Raw genomic sequence first — 20,182 nt, 5'->3', positions numbered from 1 at the left:
CCGTGCGCCCGGCGGCCTCTCGCTCGGGTCCGGGTGGAGTTCAGCCGAGGTCGCCGGCCGCGGTGCGCTCGACAAGGCCCACCAGGGTACGCACCGCGGAGCCCGTGCCGCCCTTGGGCGTGTACCCGAACGGGGCCGACTCGTTGAAGGCCGGGCCCGCGATGTCCAGGTGCGCCCAGGTCGTGCCCTCCGCGACGAACTCCTTCAGGAAGAGACCGGCCACCAGGCCGCCGCCCATCCTCTCGCCCATATTGGCGATGTCGGCGACGGTCGAGTCCATCCCCTTGCGCAGGTGCGCGGGCATCGGCATCGGCCAGGCCGCCTCGCCCGCCTCCTCGGCGATCTCGTGCAGCGAGGCGCGGAACGCGTCGTCGTTCGACATGATCCCGAACGTGCGGTTGCCCAGCGCCAGCACCATCGCGCCGGTGAGCGTCGCCACGTCCACGATCGCGTCCGGCTCCTCCTCGCAGGCGCGGGTCAGCGCGTCACCGAGGACGAGCCGGCCCTCGGCGTCGGTGTTGAGCACCTCGACGGTCTTGCCGCTGTACATCGTCAGCACGTCGCCGGGGCGGGTGGCCGAGCCCGAGGGCATGTTCTCGGCGAGGGCCAGCCAGCCGGTCACGTTCGCCTTGAGGCCCAGCTTCGCCGCGGCGACGACGGCCGCGAACACGGCGGCGGCGCCGCTCATGTCGCTCTTCATCGTCTCGTTGTGCCCCGCGGGCTTCAGGGAGATGCCGCCCGAGTCGTAGGTGATGCCCTTGCCGACGAGCGCGACGGTCTGCTTGGCCTTCGGGTGGGTGTAGCCGATACGGACCAGGCGCGGCGGGGTCGCCGAGCCGGTGCCGACGCCGAGGATGCCGCCGTAACCGCCCTTGGCGAGCGCCTTCTCGTCCAGGATCTCGATCTTCAGGCCGTGCTCCTTGGCGGCGGCCTGGGCCTGCGCGGCGAAGGACTTCGGGTCGAGGTCGTTGGCCGGGGTGTTGATCAGGTCGCGGGCGCGGTGCACCTCGGCCGCGAGGACCTGGGCGCGCTCGGCGGCGGCCTTGTGCTCCTTGTCGCGCGGCTTGGCGCCGACGAGGGCGATCTCGGCGAGCGGCACGCCGGAGTCCTTGCCGTTCTTCCCGCCCTTCTTGGCCGCGCCGTTCGCCCCGTTCTCCTCCGCCTTGCCCTGGTAAGCGGTGAAGGAGTACGCGCCCAGCAGCGCGCCCTCCGCGACGGCGGCCACGGCGTCGGCGTCCTCGACCGGCAGTGCGAACGCGGCCTTCTTCGAGCCCGCGAGGGCACGCGCCGCGGCACCGGCGGCCTTGCGCAGCGCCTCCGGCTCGTAGGACTCCTTCTTCCCCGGGGCCTTGCCGAGGCCCACGGCCACGACGAGCGGCGCCTTCACGCCGGAGGCGGGGGCCGGGAGCTTGGTGACCTCACCCTCAGCGCCGCTCGCGCCGAGCGTCTCCAGGGTCGCGGCCAGCTTGCCGCCGAAGGCCTTGTCCACGCCGTCGCCACCCGGAGCGACGACGGGACCCTTGGCGCCCTTGGCGACGCCGACGACGACGGCGTCCGCGCGCAGCGTCGCGGCGGACGAGGTGCTGAGAGTCAGTGCAGACACGGTGGGAGAGACCTTCTTCCATTGAGTAACCGCAGCCCATGGAAAGTGCGTACGGCGTAGGGGCGCTCCCCGGCATCGTATGCGACCCCTGTGCTGTGCGAGCGGCGGCCGACGGTATGGGTGAACCGCTTGCTCCCCGCGCCCTCTTGCGCCTGTACTCAGCCCAGCGCGAGCACGACCAGCGCCGTCGTCGCGGCCGTCTCCGCGAGGGCGCCGAAGACATCGCCGGTGACGCCGCCGAAGCGGCGCAGGCAGCGGCGCAGCAGGGCCTCGGCGGCGGCGAGGCCGAGCACGACGGCGGTGGCGTACCGCACCGCGCCCGCCACGCCCTCCGGCAGCCCGGCGCACCCCGCGAGCACGACGACCGCCGCGCCGACGCCGTAGGCGGACCGTACGGGCACGACCCCGGCCACCGCCGCGCCCAGCCCCTCCGGGCGCGCCGCGGGCACCCCGGCGCGCGCGGCGAGCGTCAGCGCCGTACGGGCCGCGACCGAGGCGACGGCGAACGCGGCGGCACCGAACGCCCAGCCCTCCCCGTACAGTTCGGCGACCGCAGCGGCCTGCGCCAGCAGCACCAGCACCAGGGTGAGCACCCCGAACGGGCCGATGTCCGACTGCTTCATGATCCGCAGCGCGTCGTCCGCGGGCTTCCCGCTGCCCAGCCCGTCCGCGACGTCCGCGATCCCGTCCAGGTGCAGCCCGCGCGTGAGCGCCGCGGGCACCGCGACCGTGGCCACCGCCGCCAGCGGCGGCTCCGCGCCCAGCGCGAGGAGCACGGCGCCGAGCGCCGAGGCGGCGAGCCCCACGACGAGCCCGGCCAGCGGCGCGCAGCGCATCCCCTGCCGCGCGGCCTCCCGGTCCCAGCGCGGCACCCGCACCCGCAGCACGGTGAGCGTGCCGAACGCGAAGCGCACGCCGTCCATCGGGGTGGCGGGCGCGGGGGGCGGGGGCTGCGGCGGCGTGGTGTCCATCGGCGAGCCAGGCTATCCGCTCAGGCTGAGGGCCCATGGGCGACTGGTGGTACCGCGAGATCGTCGAGCCGGGGAAGCTCCCGCTGCTGACGGCGCTGGTCTCCTTCGTCGTGACGTTCGCCGTGACGCGGCTGGTCACCCGGCTCATCCGGGCCGGGCGCGGGCCCTTCCGGAACGTCTCGGCCGGGGGCCTGCACATCCATCACGCCGTGCCGGGCCTGGTCCTCATGGTGATCGGGGGCTTCGGCGCGGTCGGCGCGGGCCGGGCGGGAGCGGCCGCGTGCGCGGTCGCCGCGCTCTTCGGCTGCGGGGCGGGCCTCGTCCTGGACGAGTTCGCGCTGCTGCTCCACCTCGACGACGTCTACTGGTCGGAGGAGGGGCGCAAGAGTGTCGAGATCGTGGTGATCACCGCTGCGCTCGTCGCGATCCTGCTGTCGGGGTCGCTGCCGTTCGGAGTGGACGCGCTCTCCTCGGCGGAGCGGCGGGACCGCAGGGCGGTGGGCGGAGTGGTCGGCTTCCACTTTGTGTGCTCGCTGCTCTGTCTCCTCAAGGGCAAGCCGAGGGTGGCCCTCTTCGGCGTGCTGGTCCCGCTGCTGTCGCTGGTCGGCGCGGTGCGCCTGGGCCGGCCCGGGTCGTGGTGGGCCCGCCGCCTCTACGCCCGCCGCCCCCGCGCCCGTGCCCGCGCCGTACGCCGTGCCGCCCGCCACGACAAACGCTGGACCCCCCGTCTCCGCCGCCTCGAAGACTTTCTGGGCGGCCCTCCCTCGCGATAGAGGCTGCCCCTGGCTGTGCTCCGGCGGCTGCGAGTGCGTCGTGGCTCGTCGCGCAGTTCCCCGCGCCCCTGGATGGGGCACCCTCTGGCATTTCGCGAAGCTTGGGAGGTCTGCCATTGGGGGTACCCCCTGCTCGAAGAGCTTGGGGGAGCAGGGCTGGCAAGCGCAGCCCTCTACGCCGGGTCCCGTGGCAACGGGCGGAGCCAGAGCGCGCAGAGGGCCAGGGTCACCGTCAGGGCCGTTACGTGTTCCTTGCCGGCCAGGTTGCCGATGGCCAGGGCTTCCGTGAGCATCACGGCGTACAGGACGGTGCCGGTCACATACGCCCGGTAGCGCCAGGCCAAGGCAAGAGCGAGGGCGAGAACGGCGGCGGACGGGCCCGTGTCGCGTTCGGCGGCGACATGCGCCGGAAGGCCGAGTACGGGCACGTCGGGGCCCAGCGCGACCCCGAGCCGGGCGAAACACGTACCGGCCAGCGTCCCCACGTACGCGACGAGCAGCAACCAGCGCCGCCCCAGCGCGATCTCCGCGACGCCGAAGACGACGAGGACCTGGGCCAGCGCGCCCCACACGGGAAGGTCCGGCGCCGGGACGAAGAGCGAGAGCGGCGTGCGGAGCAGCGCCACCCACCACGCCTGCCCCGCCTCGACGCCCCCGAGCCAGGACACCGCGCGCAGCCCGTCGGGGCCCGAGGTCTGCCACGCGTGCAGCGCGCCCGTCAGGCAGACGCACAGAAGGGTGAGCCAGAGGGTTCGCAGGACGTGGACCGGCCGCCCCCGCAGTGCGCTCCGTACATCGGCGAGAAGCCGTCTCACCGGCCGGAGCCCAGCCGCCGCGCGAGCGCGGGGACTTCGAGGAAGCCCTCGGCACGCGCGCTGGCCAGCCCGATCCTCGGCAGTTCGCTGCTCTTGGCGAAGAGGATGAACCGGGGCTCCCACACGGGCCGGTACTTCGCGTTGGCCCGGTAGAGCGACTCGATCTGCCACCACCGGGAGAAGAAGCTCAGCACCGCGCGCCACAGCCGCAGCACGGGCCCGGCGCCGAGCCGTCCGCCGCGTTCGAAGACGGAGCGGAACATCGCGAAGTTGAGCGAGATCTGCGCGACGCCGACCTCGGCCTTCGCGCGCTGGATCAGCTCCAGCACCATGAACTCCATCAGCCCGTTCTCGGAGTCCCGGTCGCGCCGCATCAGATCGAGCGAGAGCCCGTCGCGGCCCCAGGGCACGAAGGAGAGCACGGCGCGCAGTTCGCCCTGGGAATCGGTGCACTCCAGCATCACGCACTGCCCGTCGGAGGGGTCGCCGAGGCGGCCCAGCGCCATGGAGAAGCCGCGCTCGGTCTCGCCGTCGCGCCACGCGTCGGCGCGTTCGACGATGTGGGCCATCTCGGCGGGCGGGATGTCCGCGTGGCGCCGCACCCGTACCTCGTAACCGGCGCGCTTCACCCGGTTGTACGCCTGCCGTACGGTCCGCATCGCGCGGCCCTCCAGCGTGAACTCGGCGGTCTCCACGATCGCCTCGTCGCCGAGTTCGAGGGCCTGGAGGCCGTGGCGCGCGTAGATCGTGCCCGCCTCCTCGCTCGCGCCCATGACGGCGGGGACCCACGCGTGCTCGCCCGCCTCGGTGAGCCAGGCGTCGATCGCGCCGGGCCAGGCCTCCGGGTCGCCGATCGGGTCGGCGGAGGCGAGCGAGACGCCGCCGACGACGGTGTAGGTGACGGCAGCCTTGCCGGACGGGGACCACACGACGCTCTTGTCGCGGCGGGTCGCGAAGTAGCCGAGCGAGTCGCGTGCCCCGTGCTTGTCGAGCAGGGCCCGCAGCCTCTCCTCGTCCTCGGCGCTCATGGGCGCGGTCGCGCGCCGCGAGCGGAAGGCGGCGGCGAGGACGAGCAGGAGCAGCACGGCGGCCATGACGTTGATGAGCACGTCCACCCAGCCGGGGATCGCGACGCCCTCGTACCGCTCGTCGGAGGCGGCGATGAAGACGAGCCGAGCGACGGCGTACGCCAACCGGCCGCCGAAGTCGGAGCGTTCCTCGGTGGGGGAGTGGTTGGTGACGGTCACCAGCAGCGTGGCGATCGCGGTCGCCACCAGCAGCCCGACGAGCGCGACGGCGGTGGCCAGCTTGGGGTTGGACCGGTCGCCCTTCGAGCGGAACTCCCCGGCCCCGGCGAAGAGCGCGGCCACGAACAGGGCGCTGAGCGCGAGCGAGAGCCAGTTGAAGGCGTGCGCCCGCAGCTCCTCGAACAGCACCATCACCAGGGTGTAGAGGGCGAGCACGAGGAGGCCCATGACGACGTTGAGGATCCAGGCGGCCCGCTTGCGCCGCCGCATCGTCACGGCCAGGACGCCGACGAACAGCGCACCGGTGAATCCGGCGGCGACCAGGTGCGGGGTGAAGAAGTCCCCGGCGTTGTGCCGCTTGAGGTCGTTGCCGAACGAGACCCAGACGGCGCCCAGCAGATTGATCCCGGTCGCCGCGCGCAGGTACCAGACCACGAACGCGGCGGAATAGCGCCGCCACTTTTCTCCCATACGGGGAGCATATGTGACCGTTTGTGGTGTTTTCCGGGCAGGGGTGCCCCGGTTTGCCCGATGCGGTCCGCGGTCGCGTCGTGGCCGCTCGCGCAGTTCCCCGCGCCCCTGACGCGGCACCTCTACGACGGAGGGTGCCCCCTCAAGGGGCGCGGGGAACTGCGCGCCAAGCCACGGCGCGAGCCGCGGCCCGCAATGGAGAGGACGGGGCAGCCCCTGCTCAGGTTGCCTCGTAGGCGTCGACGCCCTCGGAATCCGGCTTGTCGCCCTCTTCCGGCGTCACCGGAAGCTCGGCGGCGAGCGCCGCGGCGGCCCGCACCAGCGGAAGAGCGAGGAGCGCCCCGGTCCCCCCACCGACGGACACTCCCTGCTCCAGCACCGGGTCCACCGCCAGGCGGTCCAGCGCCTTCGCCTGCGCGGGCTCGGCGCTCGCCTGCCCGGCGAGCCACCAGTCGGGGGCCCGGAAGGCCACGCGCTGGCCCACCAGGGCGCACGCGGCGGAGACCACGCCGTCCAGGATCACGGGCGTACGGCGTACCGCCGACTGGAGGAGGAAGCCCGTGGCCGCGGTCAGGTCGGCGCCGCCGATGGTCGCGAGGAGCTGGAGCTGGTCGCCCAGCACCGGGCGCGCCCGGCGCAGCCCGTCCCGGATCGCGGCGCACTTGCGCATCCAGGCGAGGTCGTCGATGCCGCCCCCGCCGCGCCCGGTGACGACCGAGGCGTCGGTCCCGCAGAGCGCGGCGATCAGCGTCCCGGCGGCCGTGGTGCCGCCGACGCTGAGGTCGCCGAGCACGACCAGGTCGGTGCCCGCGTCGGCCTCCTCGTCCGCGACGGCCATTCCGGCCCGGAACGCCTCCTCGGCCTCGTCGAGCGTCAGCGCGTCCTCGATGTCCAGCCGGCCCGAGGAGCGGCGTACGCGGTGCCGCGTCACCTCGGCGGGCAGCTCGTCCAGCTCGCAGTCGAGAGACATGTCGACAATGCGGACCGGCACGTCGAAGCGGCGCGCGAGCACGGCCGCGGGGGAGTCGCCGTCCAGGGTCTCGCGGACCAGCGCGGCCGCGGAGCCCGCCGGGCGGCTCGACACGTCCAGACCGGCGACGCCGTGGTCCCCGGCGAAGACGACCATGCGCGGGTGCGCGAGCGGACGCACGGGCACCTGCCCCTGCGCGGCGCTCAGCCACTCGCCCAGCTCGTCGAGCCGCCCCAGCGCCCGTTCGGGCAGGCCCGTCCGGGCGCGCCGCTCCTCGGCCTCCCGGCGCACACCGCCGTGAGGGCGCTCGATGAGATCGGAGAATTCGTCCAGGTCCAACGCCCGCTCACTCATGCCCACGGAGCGTACGGCACACATGGGGGCCGTGCCCCAAAGGGGCGCGCAGGAAGGGACGGCCCCTCACTTCAGGGGCTGCGGCAACCCGGCGACCGTCAGCAGGACATGCTCGCACTCGGCGGCGAACGCCGCGTTCAGACGGCCCAGTTCGTCGCGGTAGCGGCGGCCCGAGGGGGTGGCCGGGACGATGCCGGAGCCGACCTCGTTGCTGACGGCGACGATCCGGCGGGGCGTGGCCCGCACCGCCGCGATCAGGGACGCGACGCGCTCCGCGAGGGCCCGCGAGCCGCCGTTGTCCCAGAGCGAGTCGTCCCAGGCGCGCACGTCGTCCATCGTGTGCGAGAGCCACAGCGAGAGGCAGTCGATCAGCAGCGGCGGCCCGTCCTCCGCCAGCAGCGGTTCGAGCGCGCACGTCTCCTCCGTACGCCACGACGCGGGCCGCCGCTCGCGGTGCGCGGCGACGCGGGCGCCCCACTCGGCGTCGTCGTCGCGGGTGCCGCTCGTCGCGACGTAGACGACGCCGGGGAACGCGGCCAGCCGCCGCTCCGCCTCCACCGACTTGCCCGAGCGCGCCCCGCCCAGCACCAGCGTGCGGCGCGGGATGTCGGGCACCGCGTGGTACGCGCCGACCTCCAGCGAGGTGCCGTCCGGCACCGCGCGGGCGCCCGCGGCGGCCAGCCGCCGGTGCAGCTCGCGGCCCGGCGGCACGCCGTGGTCGAGATGGACGGCCAGCACATCCGTCGTGGGCCCCACCGCGCCCGAGGCACGCAGCCGCGCGAGCGCGTCGGGCCGTCCGAGGACGTCGAGCAGCACCATGTCGTACGACGGGGTGTCCTCGCCCTCGCCGGTGCCCGCGGGCGCTGCGCCCGGCGGCAGATAGAGCAGCCGCTCGCCGCCGGGCGCGGTCACCGCGTACCCCGTGCCCGGCGAGTCCAGCGCCAGCGCCCGCACCCGGTGCCCGCTGATGAGGGCCAGCTCCTGGCGGTCCGGGACCCGTACGGGCTGGGGGAGCCCGGCGGGGACCTCCAGCGCGGGGCCGTCGTGCGGGTGCGAGAGGAACACCTGCCGTACGCCGCTGAGCGTGTGCCCGGCCCGTGCCGCGGCGAAGGCGGGCCCGGGGGTCAGGTCGAGCAGCAGCGTGCCGTCGAGGAGCAGCGCCGTGGCGGCGCGTGCCTCGTCGCCGGCGGCGGTGGCGCAGTCGGCGCAGGGACAGCCGGGCCGGGGGAGACCGGCGGGCGCGCCGGTGCCGAGCAGAGTGAGTTCCACCCCCTGATCGTCTCGTGACCTCCGCCGCCGCGCGCACAGGGACCGGGGCTGGACGGGCTACAACCGACAGGACGGGCGGATTTCAGTACGCTGCCGTGAGCGACTGCCGATCTCGGGAGGCATTTGATGGCGTGGACGTGGCGGTTCGAGAAGGCCGACGGCACGGAGACGGAACCGGCCGTCCAGCCCGAGGAGTTCCCCACGCAGGGGGACGCCGAGTCCTGGATCGGCGAGGTCTGGAAGGAGCTGGCGGACGGCGGGGCCGACCAGGTGACGCTGCTGGAGGACGGCAGCGTGGTCTACGGCCCGATGAGCCTCCACGCGGAGGAGACGGCGGGCTGACCCCTCAGCCGGGTCCGGGCCCCGAGGCCAGGAGCTGGGTGGCGGCCAGTTCCCCGTAGAGGGGGTCGGCGGCCACCAGCTCCTCGTGGGTGCCCACCGCGCGTACGCGGCCCGCCTCCATCACCACGATCCGGTCGGCGAGCGTCACCGTCGAGAGGCGGTGCGCGACGACCAGCACCGTCGTGGTCCGCGCGGCCTCGGCGACGACCTCGCGCAGCGCCCGCTCGTTCGCGGCGTCGAGCTGCGAGGTCGCCTCGTCCAGGAGCAGCAGGCGGGGGCGGCGCAGCAGGGCCCGGGCGATGGCGACGCGCTGCCGCTCGCCGCCCGACAGCTTGCTGCCGCGGTGCCCGACGACCGTCTCCAGCCCGTCCGGCAGCCGGTCCACGAGGGCCGCGAGCCGCGTCCGTACGAGCGTCTCGCGCAGCTCCTCCTCGCCCGCGTCCGGCGCGGCGAACAGCAGGTTCTCGCGGAGGGTCCCGGCGAGGACGGGGGCGTCCTGCTCGACGTAGCCGATGGCGGCGCGCAGCCGGTCCAGGGGCCATTCGCGCAGGTCGCGGCCGTCGAGGAGGATACGGCCCGCCTCCTGCTCGTAGAACCGCTCGATCAGTCCGAAGACGGTGGTCTTGCCCGCGCCGGAGGGGCCCACGAAGGCCGTCATGCCGCCCTCGCCGGGCACGGCGAAGGAGACCTCGCGGTGCACGGGCGGCAGCTCGGGGCGGTAGCGGAACGTGACGTCCTCGAAGGCCACGGACGCGGGGCCGCTCGCCGCGTCCCCGGTCCCTGTCCCTGTCCCTGTCCCGGTTCCGGCCCCGGATCCGGCGGCCGTCTCCTCCGGCTCGGTCTCCAGCCGTTCCGCCTCGCTGATACGGGCGACGGCCGCGGTCCCCTCCTGGTAGTCGGAGCCCGCCTCGACCAGGCGGGAGATCGGGTCGGTCAGATAGAAGAGCGCGAGCAGGAAGGCGACCAGCGTCGAGACCGGGATCGTGCCCGAGGCGACCCGGGCGCCGCCGACGCCGAGGACGACCAGGAACGAGACCTGGATCGCGACGCCGGTCGAGGTGTAGGCCACCGACTGCCACTTGGCGGCGCGCACCCCGTGCCGCCAGGCCCGGCGCGCGGCCTCGTCCACGGCCGCCGCCTCCCGCGCCTCGGCGCCGGACGCCTTCACGGTGCGCAGCGCCCCGAAGGTGCGCTCCAGCGTGGAGGAGATCTCCCCGACCGCGGCCTGGGCCCGCTCGGTGGCGCGGGCGATCCGGGGGTAGACGAAGCCGAGCCCCGAGCCGATCACGACCGTCACGCCCACGGTCACGGCCAGCAGCACGGGGTCGAGGAACGCCATCATCACCAGCGTCGCGAGCAGCGTGAGGCTGCCCGCGACGGCGGAGACCAGGGCGTTCGTGGTGACCTGCCGCAGCAGCGTGGTGTCGGCGGTGACGCGGGACATCAGGTCCCCGGGCTGGACGCGGTCGACGGCGGGCATCCGCAGCCGCACCAGCCGCGCCACGAGCTGCCGCCGCGCGGCGAGCACCACGGACTCGGCGGTGCGCTCCAGCACGTACGCCCCGAAGGCCTCGATGACCGTTCCCGCCACGACGAGCAGGGTCAGCAGGACCAGGACGTCCCCGATGCCCTGCCCCTCGCCGAGCCGGTCGACCAGTTCCTTGGCGGCGAGTGGCTGGATCAGGCCGGTCACCGAGCCGACGAGCGTGAGGAGGCCGCCGAGGACGATGGCCCCGCGGCGCGGGCGTATGTGGGCGTAGAGGGCCCGCCAGGTCTCCCTGGCGGGCAGCTTCGGGGTCTTCGTGTCCGTGTCGGCGGGTTTCTCCTGCTGCGCGGGCATACCGGGAGCAGACCAGCACGGCGGCACCCACGGCAAAGGAATTACCGGCCGTGACGGAATCGCCTCAGCCGCGCACCTCGCACATCAGCCGCGCACCCCGCACAGATGCAGCAGCGCCGCCACCGAGCGGTACGGGTCGGTGCGCCCGGCCAGCGCCTCGGCGACGAGGGCACGCTCGTCGTCCGTACCGTCCTCGGCGGGGCGGGAGGAGAAGACGTCCACGCCGTACCAGCGGTCAAGCGGGGTGCCGATGCGCTGGAGCAGCGAGGTCAGCCCTTCGAGCCGGAACGCGCGGTCGTCGGCGGTCGCCGCGTGCGCCGCGTTGAGCGCCGCCTGCGCCGCGTCCCAGTCGCCGTCCAGACCGGGCCGCATGGCGCGCGCCGCCTCGTTCCTGATGACCAGCGAGAGCAGGCCCCCGGCGTCGAGCACCCGGGCGAGCCCGGCGAGGGTGGACTCCGGATCGCGCGCCTCCATCAGCACCCCGTGGCACAGCACCACGTCGAAGGTGCCGGGCAGGAAGTGCACGCCCGTGTCCTGGCCCGTGCCCGGGACGAGCTTGAAGCGCTCCCGTATGCCCTCGGGCTCGCGCTCCAGCGCGTCCCTGACGACGTCGAGCAACGCGGGGTCGTTCTCCAGACCGGTCACCTGATGGCCCGCGCGGGCCAGCCGGAGCGCCTGGGTGCCCTCGCCCAGGCCCACGTCCAGCACCCGTAGCCGCCTGCCCACCTCGAAGCGGGCGGCGATCTGTTCGTCGAGCTGCCGGGCGACCAGCTCCTGCCGGATCAGGGCTTCTCGCCGCGGGAGACCTGCGGCTTGGGCAGGCGCATGCGGCGCATCTGGAGCGTACGCATCAGCGCGTAGGCGACGGCGCCGCGCTTGGGCTCGTCGGGGTACTTCTCGCGGAGCCGCTTCTTGAGGCGGACGGCGATCCCGACCGAGTCGAGGATGATCATGACGATCACGACGAGCCACAGCAGCAGCGAGATGTTCTTGAGCTGGAGCGACGGCAGCATGCTCAGCACGAGGATGATCACGGCCATCGGCAGGAAGAACTCCGCCACGCTCCACCGCGAGTCCACGAAGTCCCGCGCGAAGCGCCGCACCGGGCCCTTGTCGCGCGGCGGCAGAAAACGCTCGTCGCCGCTGGCCAGGGCTTCGCGCTGCTTGGCCATGTCGGCACGGCGTGCCTCGCGCTGGCGCTTGGCGGCCTCCTTGCGGTTGGCCGGCGCCTTGGCGAGCGAGCGGCGCTGGTTCTGCGCCTCACTCCGCTTCGGGGTCGGGCGGCCCTTGGGGGCCTCGGGGTCGCGGGGCTGCTGGGGCTCGGCGTCGCTCACCTGGGGGGTTGCCGCCTGCCCGTCTTTCGAACGGCTTCGGAACACGCCTCAAGAGTACGGTGTGGCCCTGAGTGGGCCCCAGCCCCTTGAGGCACGATCCGGCAACGGGCTCCTGCTGCGGGAGGAGAGGGCCGCTCCTCCCGCAGCAGGAGCCCAAGGCGCCGCGCGGTCTGTAGTCTCGACTGTAGATAAAACGGCCGAACAGTGCGCCGGTGCGTCTCTCCCCGTCCAGCGATCGTCTCCGGGCGAAACCAGCCAGAGACAGGGAGCAACCGCGAGCCGTACTGTGGGGTCTGTAGATGTGCCGAGGCTGAGGCTTGAGTCCGTTACGAAGGGGGCGCGCGAGGCCCATGAGCGGTGTCATGAAGCGTATGGGGATGATCTTCCGCGCGAAGGCCAACAAGGCCCTGGACCGGGCTGAGGACCCGCGCGAGACGCTGGACTACTCCTACCAGAAGCAGTTGGAGCTGCTGCAGAAGGTGCGCCGCGGCGTCGCGGACGTCGCCACCTCCCGGAAGCGGCTGGAGCTCCAGCTCAGCCAGCTCCAGGGGCAGTCCTCCAAGCTGGAGGACCAGGGCAAGAAGGCGCTGGCGCTCGGCAGGGAGGACCTGGCGCGTGAGGCTCTCTCGCGCAGGGCCGCGCTCCAGCAGCAGGTCACCGACCTGGAGGGGCAGCACCAGACGCTCCAGGGCGAGGAGGAGAAGCTGACGCTCGCCGCACAGCGCCTCCAGGCCAAGGTGGACGCCTTCCGGACGAAGAAGGAGACCATCAAGGCGACCTACACGGCGGCGCAGGCGCAGACCAGGATCGGCGAGGCCTTCTCCGGCATCTCGGAGGAGATGGGCGACGTCGGCATGGCCATCCAGCGTGCCGAGGACAAGACGGCGCAGCTCCAGGCGCGCTCCGGCGCGATCGACGAGCTGCTCGCCTCCGGCGCCCTCGACGACCAGTCGGGCATGGCCAAGGACGACATCACCGCCGAGCTGGACCGCCTCTCCGGCGGCACGGACGTGGAGCTGGAGCTCCAGCGGATGAAGGCCGAGCTGGCGGGCGGCACCACCGGCGGCGGCCAGCAGGCCATCGAGGGGGGACAGCAGGGCCAGTCGGCCCAGCCGGGCACCCAGCAGTCGCAGGACACGCCTAAGTTCAGCAAGGAGTGACCCGCGCACCGCGCCGCTGATGACCCCGCCCTCGCGCTAAGGAGTACGCCATGATCGTCAGAATCATGGGCGAAGGCCAGGTGAAGCTGGACGACAGCCACTTCGCCGAGCTGAACAAGCTGGACGACGAGCTGCTGGAGGAGATGGAGGGCGGGGACGAGGCGGGTTTCCGCCGCACCCTCGGCGCCCTCCTCGACGCCGTCCGCCGCCTCGGCACCCCCCTGCCCGACGACGCGCTCGAACCCTCCGAGCTGATCCTGCCGTCCCCCGAGGCATCCCTCGAAGAGGTGCGGGAGATGCTCAGCGACGACGGGCTCATCCCCGGCTGACCAGCGAGGACACCGCGTGTCCCCGGCCCGCGTGCCGGAGGCGGGGGCGCGCGGTGCCACGCGGGAGCCGTACGGTTCTGCTGTGCCTGCCGCGAACGCCGTGAGAACCATGGACTCGGCCTCCTCCCCGCCCCCCACCCCGGGCTCCCCCGACGGTTCCGGATACGGCCGTCTCGGGGAGGTCCGTCGTCGGCTGCGCGACCATCCGTACGTCGTGGACGCGCTGGTCGCCGCCGCCGCGTTCGTGCTGGTGCTGATCGGCGCCGCCACCGAGCCGCGCGGCCCCGACGGCGAGCCCCACTTCGGCCAGCGCGAGCTGAACACCCAGACGGTGGTGCTCGCGCTGCTCTCCTGCGGCGTGCTGGCGCTGCGCCGCCGCGCCCCGCTGCCCGTCCTCTGCCTCACCAGCCTCATCTGCGTCATCGGCCTCGCCCTGGAGACGGGGAACGGGGCGCCCTCCGACCGCCGCGCCCCCCTCGTCCTCGGCGCGGTCATCGCGCTCTACACGGTCTCCAACAGCACCAACCGGCGTACGAGCTGGCGCATCGGCGCCGTCACCGTCGTCGTCCTCACGGCCGCGGGCATGCTCTTCGGCGCCCGGCCCTGGTACGCGCAGGAGAACCTCGGCATCTTCGCCTGGACCGGCATGGCCGCCGCCGTCGGCGAGGCCGTGCGCAACCGGCGGGCGGTGGTGGACGCCATCCGCGAGCGGGCCGAGCGCGCGGAGCGCACGCGCGAGGAGGAGGCCCGGCGCCGCGTCGCCGAGGAGCGGCTGCGCATCGCCCGCGAGCTGCACGACGTGGTGGCCCACCACATCGCGCTCGTCAACGTGCAGGCGGGCGTGGCCTCGCACGTCATGGACCGCCGCCCCGACCAGGCCAAGCAGGCCCTCGCGCACGTACGGGAGGCGAGCCGGCACGCGCTCGGCGAGCTGCAGACGACGGTCGGGCTGCTGCGCCAGTCCGGCGAGAGCGCGGCGCCCACCGAACCCGCGCCGGGGCTCGGCGTGCTGGACGAGCTGCTCGACGGTTTCCGCCGGGCCGGGCTCCATGTGGAGCTGGACGCGCCCGCGCTGGCGGCCGGGGAGGCGCCGCCGCTCTCCTCCGCCGTCGACCTGACCGCGTACCGCGTGGTGCAGGAGGCGCTGACCAACGTGCAGAAGCATGTGGGCACCGGCGCCCGCGCGGAGGTCCGGATCCGGCGCGGCCGGAGGGCGCTGGAGATCACGGTGCTGGACGACGGCGCGGGCACGGACGGCAGCGCGCCGGAGGAGAGCACCGCGGGCCGGGCGGACCGGGCGGACCGGGCCGACGGGGCGGACCGGGCGGACGGTGCCGAGGCGCACGGCGGACACGGACTCGTGGGGATGCGCGAGCGCGCCGCGGCCCTGCACGGCCACTGCGAGACGGGCCCGCTCCCGGGAGGCGGCTTCCGGGTGTACGTACGCTTGCCGCTGGAACCCTCGCCGCCGCGTAAGGAGCTGTCCGCATGATCCGTGTCGTTCTCGCCGACGATCAGGCCCTGTTGCGCAGTGCCTTCCGCGTCCTGGTCGACTCCGAGGCCGACATGGAGGTCGTCGGCGAGGCCGCCGACGGCGAGGAGGCCGTGGCGCTCGTCCGGGAGCGGGGCGCCGACGTCGTGCTCATGGACATCCGGATGCCGGGTACCGACGGGCTCGCGGCGACGCGGGAGATCAGCTCGGACCCGGCGCTCTCCGAGGTCAAGATCGTCATCCTGACCACCTTCGAAGTCGACGACTACGTGGTCCAGTCGCTGCGCGCGGGCGCCTCCGGCTTCCTCGGCAAGGGCGCCGAGCCCGGCGAGCTGCTGGCGGCGATCCGGACGGCGGCGAAGGGCGAGGCGCTCCTGTCGCCGGCCGCGACGAAGGGGCTGATCGCCAAGTTCCTCGCGCAGGGCGGCGGTCCGGGCGTCGAGGGCGACGGGGAGGGCGGCGCCGGCGGTGCCCGGCTCGCCGCGCTCACGGGCCGCGAGCGCGAGGTGCTGGCCCAGGTCGCCGCCGGGTACTCCAACGACGAGATCGGCGAGCGGCTGGCGGTCAGCCCGCTCACCGTGAAGACCCATGTCAACCGGACCATGGCGAAGCTCGGCGCCCGCGACAGGGCGCAGTTGGTGGTCGCCGCGTACGAGAGTGGTCTCGTACGACCTTCGGGTGGAGCCTGACGTACTGCGACCGCAGTATGCGGGCTGGTCCAGAAGGGCACCTGGGTCGGAGGGATCGGCTCTCCGTGTGGGTGAGGGTGTAGGCGGCACCCAAGTCTGTGCCGCCGACTGCCGCTGTCCCCACACGTCCGGAAGAGAGACCCGCCACCCATGTCCTGGCTGTCCCGCTTCAGCCTCGTACAGCGTGGGCTGATCGCGCTGATGGCGCTGGTCGCCGTCGTCTTCGGCGCCATCGCCATTCCCCAGCTCAAGCAGCAGCTCCTCCCCTCCATCGATCTGCCCATGGTCTCGGTCATCGCGCCGTACCAGGGCGCCTCCCCCGATGTCGTCGAGAAGCAGGTCGTCAAGCCGCTGGAAGACAACATCCAGGGCGTCGAGGGCATCACCGGCGTCAACGCGACGGCGAGCGAGGGCTCGGCCGTCGTCACGGCGCAGTTCGACTACGGCGAGAACACCGAGCAGACCGTCGCCGACGTCGAGCAGGCCGTGAACCGCACCCGCGGCCAGCTCCCCGACGGCGTGGACCCGCAGGTCGTCTCCGGCGGCACCGACGACATTCCCACGGTCGTGCTCGCGGCGTCCTCCCCGAGCAAGGACCAGCAGGCGCTCAACGACGCCCTGGACTCCTCCGTCGTCCCCGTCCTCAAGGACATCGACGGCGTCGGCCAGGTGACGATCGACGGCGTGCGGGACCAGGTCGTCGCCGTCACCCCGGACACCGGGAAGCTGGCGGGCGCGGGCCTCTCGCCCGGCGACCTGTCGAAGGCGCTGGAGGCGGGCGGCGCCTCCCTGCCCGCGGGGTCGTTCGACGAGGACGGCAAGAGCAAGACGGTGCAGGTCGGTTCGGGCTTCACCTCGCTCGCGCAGATCGAGGACCTGCGCGTCCCCGGCAAGGGCGGCGGGGCCGATGGGAAGGCCGTACGCGTCGGCGACGTCGCGAAGGTCGAGCAGGCGCCCGACACGGCCACCTCGCTGACCCGTACGAACGGGGAGAGCAGCCTCGCCGTCTCCGTGACCATGGACAACGACGGCAGCGCCGTCGCGATCTCCGACGAGGTCAAGGACAAGCTGCCGCAGCTCCGCGACGACCTCGGCAAGGACGCCAAGCTCACGGTCGTCTCCGACCAGGGCCCGCAGGTGTCCAAGTCGATCAGCTCGCTGACCACCGAGGGCCTGCTGGGCCTGGTCTTCGCGGTCGTCGTGATCCTCGTCTTCCTGCTGTCGCTGCGCTCGACGCTGGTGACGGCGGTCTCCATCCCGCTCTCCGTCGTCCTCACGCTGATCGTGCTGTGGACCCGGGACCTGTCGCTCAACATGCTGACGCTGGGCGCCCTGACCATCGCCATCGGCCGCGTCGTGGACGACTCGATCGTCGTCCTGGAGAACATCAAGCGCCACCTCGCGTACGGCAAGGAGCGGCAGACCGCGATCCTCGACGCCGTCAAGGAGGTCTCGGGCGCGATCACCTCGTCCACGCTGACGACGGTCGCGGTCTTCCTCCCGATGGCGTTCGTCGGCGGCATGGTCGGCGCGCTCTTCGGCGGCTTCTCCCTGACGATCACCGTGGCGCTGCTCGCCTCGCTGCTGGTGTCGCTGACGATCGTGCCGGTCCTCTCGTACTGGTTCCTGCGCGCCCCCAAGGCGCTGGCCGGGCTCGACCCGGAGGAGCAGCGCCGCAGGTCGGAGGAGAAGGAGGCGAGCAGCCCGCTCCAGCGGATGTACGTGCCGGTGCTGCGGTTCGCCACCCGGCGCCGCTTCACCAGCCTGCTGATCGCGGTCGTCGTGCTCATCGGCACGTTCGGCATGGCGCCGCTGCTGAAGACCAACTTCTTCGACCAGGGCCAGCAGGAGGCCCTCACCGTCAAGCAGGAGCTGAAGCCCGGCACCAGCCTGGCCGCCTCCGACAAGCAGGCCAAGCGCGTCGAGAAGCTCCTCGCCGGGACCGACGGCGTCGAGGACTACCAGGTCACCGTCGGCTCGGCCGGACTCATGGCGGCCTTCGGCGGCGGTACGGACGCGAACCAGGCCACGTACCAGATCAAGCTCGACGGCGACGCCGACAGCGACAAGGTCCAGGACGACCTCCGCGACGGCCTCGACAAGCTCGGCGGCGGCATCGGCGACACCACGATCTCGGCCGGCGACGGCTTCGGCGCGCAGGACCTGAGCGTCGTCGTCAAGGCGGGCGACGAGGACGTGCTGCGCGAGGCGGCGGAGAAGGTCCGCAAGAAGGTCGCCGGGCTCGACGACGTCGAGGACGTGCAGAGCGACCTGTCCCAGTCCGTGCCGCGCATCTCGGTCACCGCGAAGCCGGAGGCCGCCCGCTTCGGGCTGAACGACGCGGCGCTCGGCCAGGCCGTCACCCAGGCCGTGAGCGGCACCAAGTCCGGCAAGGCGGTCCTCGACGACACCGAGCGCGACGTCGTCGTGAAGTCCGAGAAGCCCGCGGAGACCGTCGCCGAGCTGAAGAAGCTGCCGCTCGGCAAGACGACGCTGGGCAAGGTCGCGGACGTGCGGACGGTGAACGGGCCGGTCCAGATGACCCGCATCGACGGCGCCCGCGCCGCCACGGTCACGGCCAAGCCGACCGGCGAGAACACCGGCGCCGTCAGCACCAAGCTCCAGAGCGAGATCGACGGGCTGGACCTGCCGAAGGGCGCGACGGCGGAGATCGGCGGCGTCTCCGAGGACCAGGACGAGGCGTTCGCCTCGCTGGGCCTGGCGATGCTGGCCGCGATCGCGATCGTGTTCATGCTGCTGGTCGCGACGTTCCGCTCGCTGATCCAGCCGCTGATCCTGCTGGTCTCGATCCCGTTCGCCGCGACGGGCGCCCTGGGCCTGCTGGTCCTCACCGGCACCCCGATGGGCGTCCCGGCGATGATCGGCATGCTGATGCTGATCGGCATCGTGGTGACGAACGCGATCGTGCTGATCGATCTGATCAACCAGTACCGGGCGCAGGGGTACGGAGTGATCGACGCGGTCGTCGAGGGCGGTCGCCACCGTCTCCGTCCCATCCTGATGACGGCCCTGGCCACGATCTGCGCCCTGACGCCGATGGCCCTCGCGGTCACGGGCGACGGCGGCTTCATCTCGCAGCCGCTGGCGGTCGTGGTGATCGGTGGCCTGGTCACTTCGACCTTGCTCACCCTGCTCCTGGTCCCGACGCTCTACGCGATGGTCGAGCTGCGGAAGGAGCGCCGGGCGGCGAAGAAGGCCGCCAAACGAGGCGGCGCCTCGGAGGAAGAGGGCACCCCGCCCTCGCCCCGCGAGCCGGAGATGGCCGAACGCGGCTGATCCCCGAGCTCCGTGCCCCGAGGGCCCGGCCGACCCGTGGGGGGTCCTGGCCGGGCCCTCGGCTTCCCCGAACTGCCCCGCGCCCCTGACGGGGCAGGTTCCTGCTTCGCCCCCGGCTCCACTGTGCTTGGGAAGTCTGCGCTGGGGGTCCCCCCTGCTCGAAGAGCTTGGGGGAGCAGGGTTGGCAAGCGCAGCCCACTTCGCCGGGTGCTCCGCGTGGAGGGCCGCGCCCGGGGTGCCCCGGGCTGCCGCCGCGTCGTGGCTTGTCGCGCAGTTCCCCGCGCCCCTGATGGGGCAAGCCCCGTGGTGGGGTGCCGGGGGACGTAAGGCCACGGGGCCTTACAAGAACGCCCCCGAGGGGATGTACGGCGCAGGCGGGCGCATGCCTCGGTAGCAGACGAACCCCGCCGCCCGAAGTTCGAGCCCGGCGGCGATCCCGACGTCCACGGCCCACTGCTGCTCGGCCGTGACGTCCCAGATCTCGGCCGTGACCCCCTCGGACAGCCCGAGAAGGGCGGAGGTCAGCACCCGGGTCGCCATCCGGCGCGACGTCGCCGCCAGCAGCTCGACGCGGCCCCCGTCCCGCACGTAGCAGTACGCACTGCCCGCGAGGTCGTCCGCGACGACGAGCCGGTGGTGCGCGAGGAGATAGTCGTGGTCGGGTCCGTGCGCTCCGCCCCGCAGCCGCCGGTCGACCGAGTCCATGAGGTCCCGGTCGCGCGCCGAACCCTCGACCGCCGCCCCGTCCGGCGGGTCGAGCCGGGTCCGGTCGACGACGCCCCGCATCCGGATCGTCGGATGCACCTCGAAGCCCGCGCGCCGGTACGTCCGTACGGCCGCGGGGTGGCGCGAGGAGCAGATGATGCCGCGCAGACACCCCCGCCCGTACTCCAGCGCCCGGCTCAGCAGCGCCGTGCCCACGCCCTTGCCCTGCGCGGCGGGGAGCACGACCAGGAGCGAGAGGCCCCAGGTGCCCTCGCGGATCACGGACTGCGCGACGCCGACCGCCTGCCCGGACCCGTCCTCCGCGAGCCAGCTCCCGGCGGGGTCGGTCCGGACGAAGTGCCGGATCTTCTCGTGCCGGCGCGCGATCCGCTCGGGGTCGGGCGGGGTCTCCGGGGACTCGCCCTTGAGCGTGTGCGAGTCCCCGAAGGCGGCCGCGGCCAACAGCCGTACCGTCTCGGCGTCTTCCGGGGTGTCCCTGACCGGACGCAGCAGTATGGGAG

At 73.4% G+C, this 20,182-nt stretch carries 17 protein-coding genes; 7 read left to right on the top strand and 10 right to left on the bottom strand.

Annotated elements, in window-relative coordinates:
* Nucleotides 1–40: 40 nt before the first annotated feature.
* Nucleotides 41–1,603 (bottom strand): leucyl aminopeptidase, encoded by a 1,563-nt coding sequence (locus tag ABD343_RS18000; RefSeq protein ID WP_344529284.1) that lies wholly within the window; start codon nucleotides 1,601–1,603, stop codon nucleotides 41–43.
* A 158-nt stretch (nucleotides 1,604–1,761) separates the two neighbouring features.
* A complete protein-coding gene (locus ABD343_RS17995) occupies nucleotides 1,762–2,574 on the bottom strand; it encodes an adenosylcobinamide-GDP ribazoletransferase (protein WP_344529282.1) in 813 nt (270 codons plus the stop codon).
* A 35-nt stretch (nucleotides 2,575–2,609) separates the two neighbouring features.
* On the opposite strand from ABD343_RS17995, the gene ABD343_RS17990 reads away from it, so the two are divergent.
* Nucleotides 2,610–3,347, top strand: coding sequence for a hypothetical protein (locus tag ABD343_RS17990; RefSeq protein ID WP_344529280.1), 738 nt, complete (start codon nucleotides 2,610–2,612; stop codon nucleotides 3,345–3,347).
* A gap of 173 nt (nucleotides 3,348–3,520) precedes the next feature.
* Here ABD343_RS17990 and ABD343_RS17985 read toward each other — a convergent pair whose 3' ends face one another.
* The 4 genes from ABD343_RS17985 to ABD343_RS17970 all read right to left on the bottom strand — a co-directional run bounded on the left by ABD343_RS17985 (nucleotide 3,521) and on the right by ABD343_RS17970 (nucleotide 8,473).
* Nucleotides 3,521–4,162 carry a hypothetical protein gene (locus tag ABD343_RS17985; protein WP_344529278.1) on the bottom strand — a complete coding sequence of 214 codons (642 nt, stop codon included), beginning with the start codon at nucleotides 4,160–4,162 and terminating at the stop codon, nucleotides 3,521–3,523.
* Entirely contained in the window at nucleotides 4,159–5,880 is a 1,722-nt protein-coding gene (locus tag ABD343_RS17980) for a phosphatidylglycerol lysyltransferase domain-containing protein (protein WP_344529276.1), read from the bottom strand. The genes ABD343_RS17985 and ABD343_RS17980 overlap by 4 nt, the downstream gene beginning before the upstream one ends.
* A 220-nt stretch (nucleotides 5,881–6,100) precedes the next feature.
* Nucleotides 6,101–7,204 (bottom strand): nicotinate-nucleotide--dimethylbenzimidazole phosphoribosyltransferase, encoded by a 1,104-nt coding sequence (locus tag ABD343_RS17975; RefSeq protein WP_344529274.1) that lies wholly within the window; start codon nucleotides 7,202–7,204, stop codon nucleotides 6,101–6,103.
* Between the two features lie 66 nt (nucleotides 7,205–7,270).
* Nucleotides 7,271–8,473, bottom strand: coding sequence for a bifunctional adenosylcobinamide kinase/adenosylcobinamide-phosphate guanylyltransferase (locus ABD343_RS17970; protein ID WP_344529272.1), 1,203 nt, complete (start codon nucleotides 8,471–8,473; stop codon nucleotides 7,271–7,273).
* Between the two features lie 126 nt (nucleotides 8,474–8,599).
* Between ABD343_RS17970 and ABD343_RS17965 the strand changes: the two genes are divergently transcribed.
* Entirely contained in the window at nucleotides 8,600–8,815 is a 216-nt protein-coding gene (locus tag ABD343_RS17965) for a hypothetical protein (protein ID WP_344529270.1), read from the top strand.
* A 4-nt stretch (nucleotides 8,816–8,819) separates the two neighbouring features.
* Here ABD343_RS17965 and ABD343_RS17960 read toward each other — a convergent pair whose 3' ends face one another.
* From ABD343_RS17960 to ABD343_RS17950, 3 genes are all read right to left on the bottom strand, one after another.
* The gene (locus ABD343_RS17960) at nucleotides 8,820–10,655 is read right to left on the bottom strand and encodes an ABC transporter ATP-binding protein (RefSeq protein ID WP_344529268.1); all 1,836 of its coding nucleotides are present in this window, start codon (nucleotides 10,653–10,655) and stop codon (nucleotides 8,820–8,822) included.
* 84 nt (nucleotides 10,656–10,739) lie between these two features.
* A complete protein-coding gene (locus ABD343_RS17955; protein ID WP_344529333.1) occupies nucleotides 10,740–11,441 on the bottom strand; it encodes a class I SAM-dependent methyltransferase in 702 nt (233 codons plus the stop codon).
* Nucleotides 11,438–12,034, bottom strand: a complete 597-nt coding sequence (locus tag ABD343_RS17950; RefSeq protein WP_344529267.1) for a DUF3043 domain-containing protein — start codon at nucleotides 12,032–12,034, stop codon at nucleotides 11,438–11,440. Before ABD343_RS17950 ends, ABD343_RS17955 begins: the two co-directional genes overlap by 4 nt.
* Before the next feature lie 317 nt (nucleotides 12,035–12,351).
* On the opposite strand from ABD343_RS17950, the gene ABD343_RS17945 reads away from it, so the two are divergent.
* The 5 genes from ABD343_RS17945 to ABD343_RS17925 all read left to right on the top strand — a co-directional run bounded on the left by ABD343_RS17945 (nucleotide 12,352) and on the right by ABD343_RS17925 (nucleotide 18,956).
* On the top strand, nucleotides 12,352–13,149 hold the full coding sequence (locus ABD343_RS17945; RefSeq protein WP_344529265.1) for a PspA/IM30 family protein: 798 nt from the start codon (nucleotides 12,352–12,354) through the stop codon (nucleotides 13,147–13,149).
* 50 nt (nucleotides 13,150–13,199) lie between these two features.
* Nucleotides 13,200–13,478, top strand: coding sequence for a PspA-associated protein PspAA (gene pspAA, locus ABD343_RS17940; RefSeq protein WP_344529263.1), 279 nt, complete (start codon nucleotides 13,200–13,202; stop codon nucleotides 13,476–13,478).
* Nucleotides 13,479–13,560: 82 nt separating this feature from the next.
* Complete coding sequence (locus ABD343_RS17935; RefSeq protein ID WP_344529261.1) at nucleotides 13,561–14,970, top strand: sensor histidine kinase; 1,410 nt, start codon at nucleotides 13,561–13,563, stop codon at nucleotides 14,968–14,970.
* Complete coding sequence (locus ABD343_RS17930; protein ID WP_344529259.1) at nucleotides 14,967–15,659, top strand: response regulator transcription factor; 693 nt, start codon at nucleotides 14,967–14,969, stop codon at nucleotides 15,657–15,659. Before ABD343_RS17935 ends, ABD343_RS17930 begins: the two co-directional genes overlap by 4 nt.
* Before the next feature lie 150 nt (nucleotides 15,660–15,809).
* Nucleotides 15,810–18,956 (top strand): efflux RND transporter permease subunit, encoded by a 3,147-nt coding sequence (locus ABD343_RS17925; protein WP_344529257.1) that lies wholly within the window; start codon nucleotides 15,810–15,812, stop codon nucleotides 18,954–18,956.
* A 339-nt stretch (nucleotides 18,957–19,295) separates the two neighbouring features.
* Here the strand turns inward: ABD343_RS17925 and ABD343_RS17920 are convergent, their stop codons facing one another.
* On the bottom strand, nucleotides 19,296–20,177 hold the full coding sequence (locus ABD343_RS17920; RefSeq protein ID WP_344529331.1) for a GNAT family N-acetyltransferase: 882 nt from the start codon (nucleotides 20,175–20,177) through the stop codon (nucleotides 19,296–19,298).
* Nucleotides 20,178–20,182: the final 5 nt, after the last annotated feature.

Origin of the sequence: Streptomyces albiaxialis, assembly GCF_039530985.1 — a bacterium.
GTDB classification, from domain to species: Bacteria; Actinomycetota; Actinomycetes; order Streptomycetales; family Streptomycetaceae; genus Streptomyces; species Streptomyces albiaxialis.
This window is presented reverse-complemented; position numbering and strand designations above follow the sequence as displayed.

Bases quoted from the DNA above. Each gene is read 5' to 3' on its own strand.
- ABD343_RS17995 (WP_344529282.1), bottom strand. From the start codon at position 2,574: ATGGACACCACGCCGCCGCAGCCCCCGCCCCCCGCGCCCGCCACCCCG.
- ABD343_RS17990 (WP_344529280.1), top strand. From the start codon at position 2,610: ATGGGCGACTGGTGGTACCGCGAGATCGTCGAGCCGGGGAAGCTCCCG.
- ABD343_RS17980 (WP_344529276.1), bottom strand. From the start codon at position 5,880: ATGGGAGAAAAGTGGCGGCGCTATTCCGCCGCGTTCGTGGTCTGGTAC.
- ABD343_RS17975 (WP_344529274.1), bottom strand. From the start codon at position 7,204: ATGAGTGAGCGGGCGTTGGACCTGGACGAATTCTCCGATCTCATCGAG.
- ABD343_RS17965 (WP_344529270.1), top strand. From the start codon at position 8,600: ATGGCGTGGACGTGGCGGTTCGAGAAGGCCGACGGCACGGAGACGGAA.
- ABD343_RS17960 (WP_344529268.1), bottom strand. From the start codon at position 10,655: ATGCCCGCGCAGCAGGAGAAACCCGCCGACACGGACACGAAGACCCCG.
- ABD343_RS17945 (WP_344529265.1), top strand. From the start codon at position 12,352: ATGAAGCGTATGGGGATGATCTTCCGCGCGAAGGCCAACAAGGCCCTG.
- pspAA (WP_344529263.1), top strand. From the start codon at position 13,200: ATGATCGTCAGAATCATGGGCGAAGGCCAGGTGAAGCTGGACGACAGC.
- ABD343_RS17930 (WP_344529259.1), top strand. From the start codon at position 14,967: ATGATCCGTGTCGTTCTCGCCGACGATCAGGCCCTGTTGCGCAGTGCC.
- ABD343_RS17925 (WP_344529257.1), top strand. From the start codon at position 15,810: ATGTCCTGGCTGTCCCGCTTCAGCCTCGTACAGCGTGGGCTGATCGCG.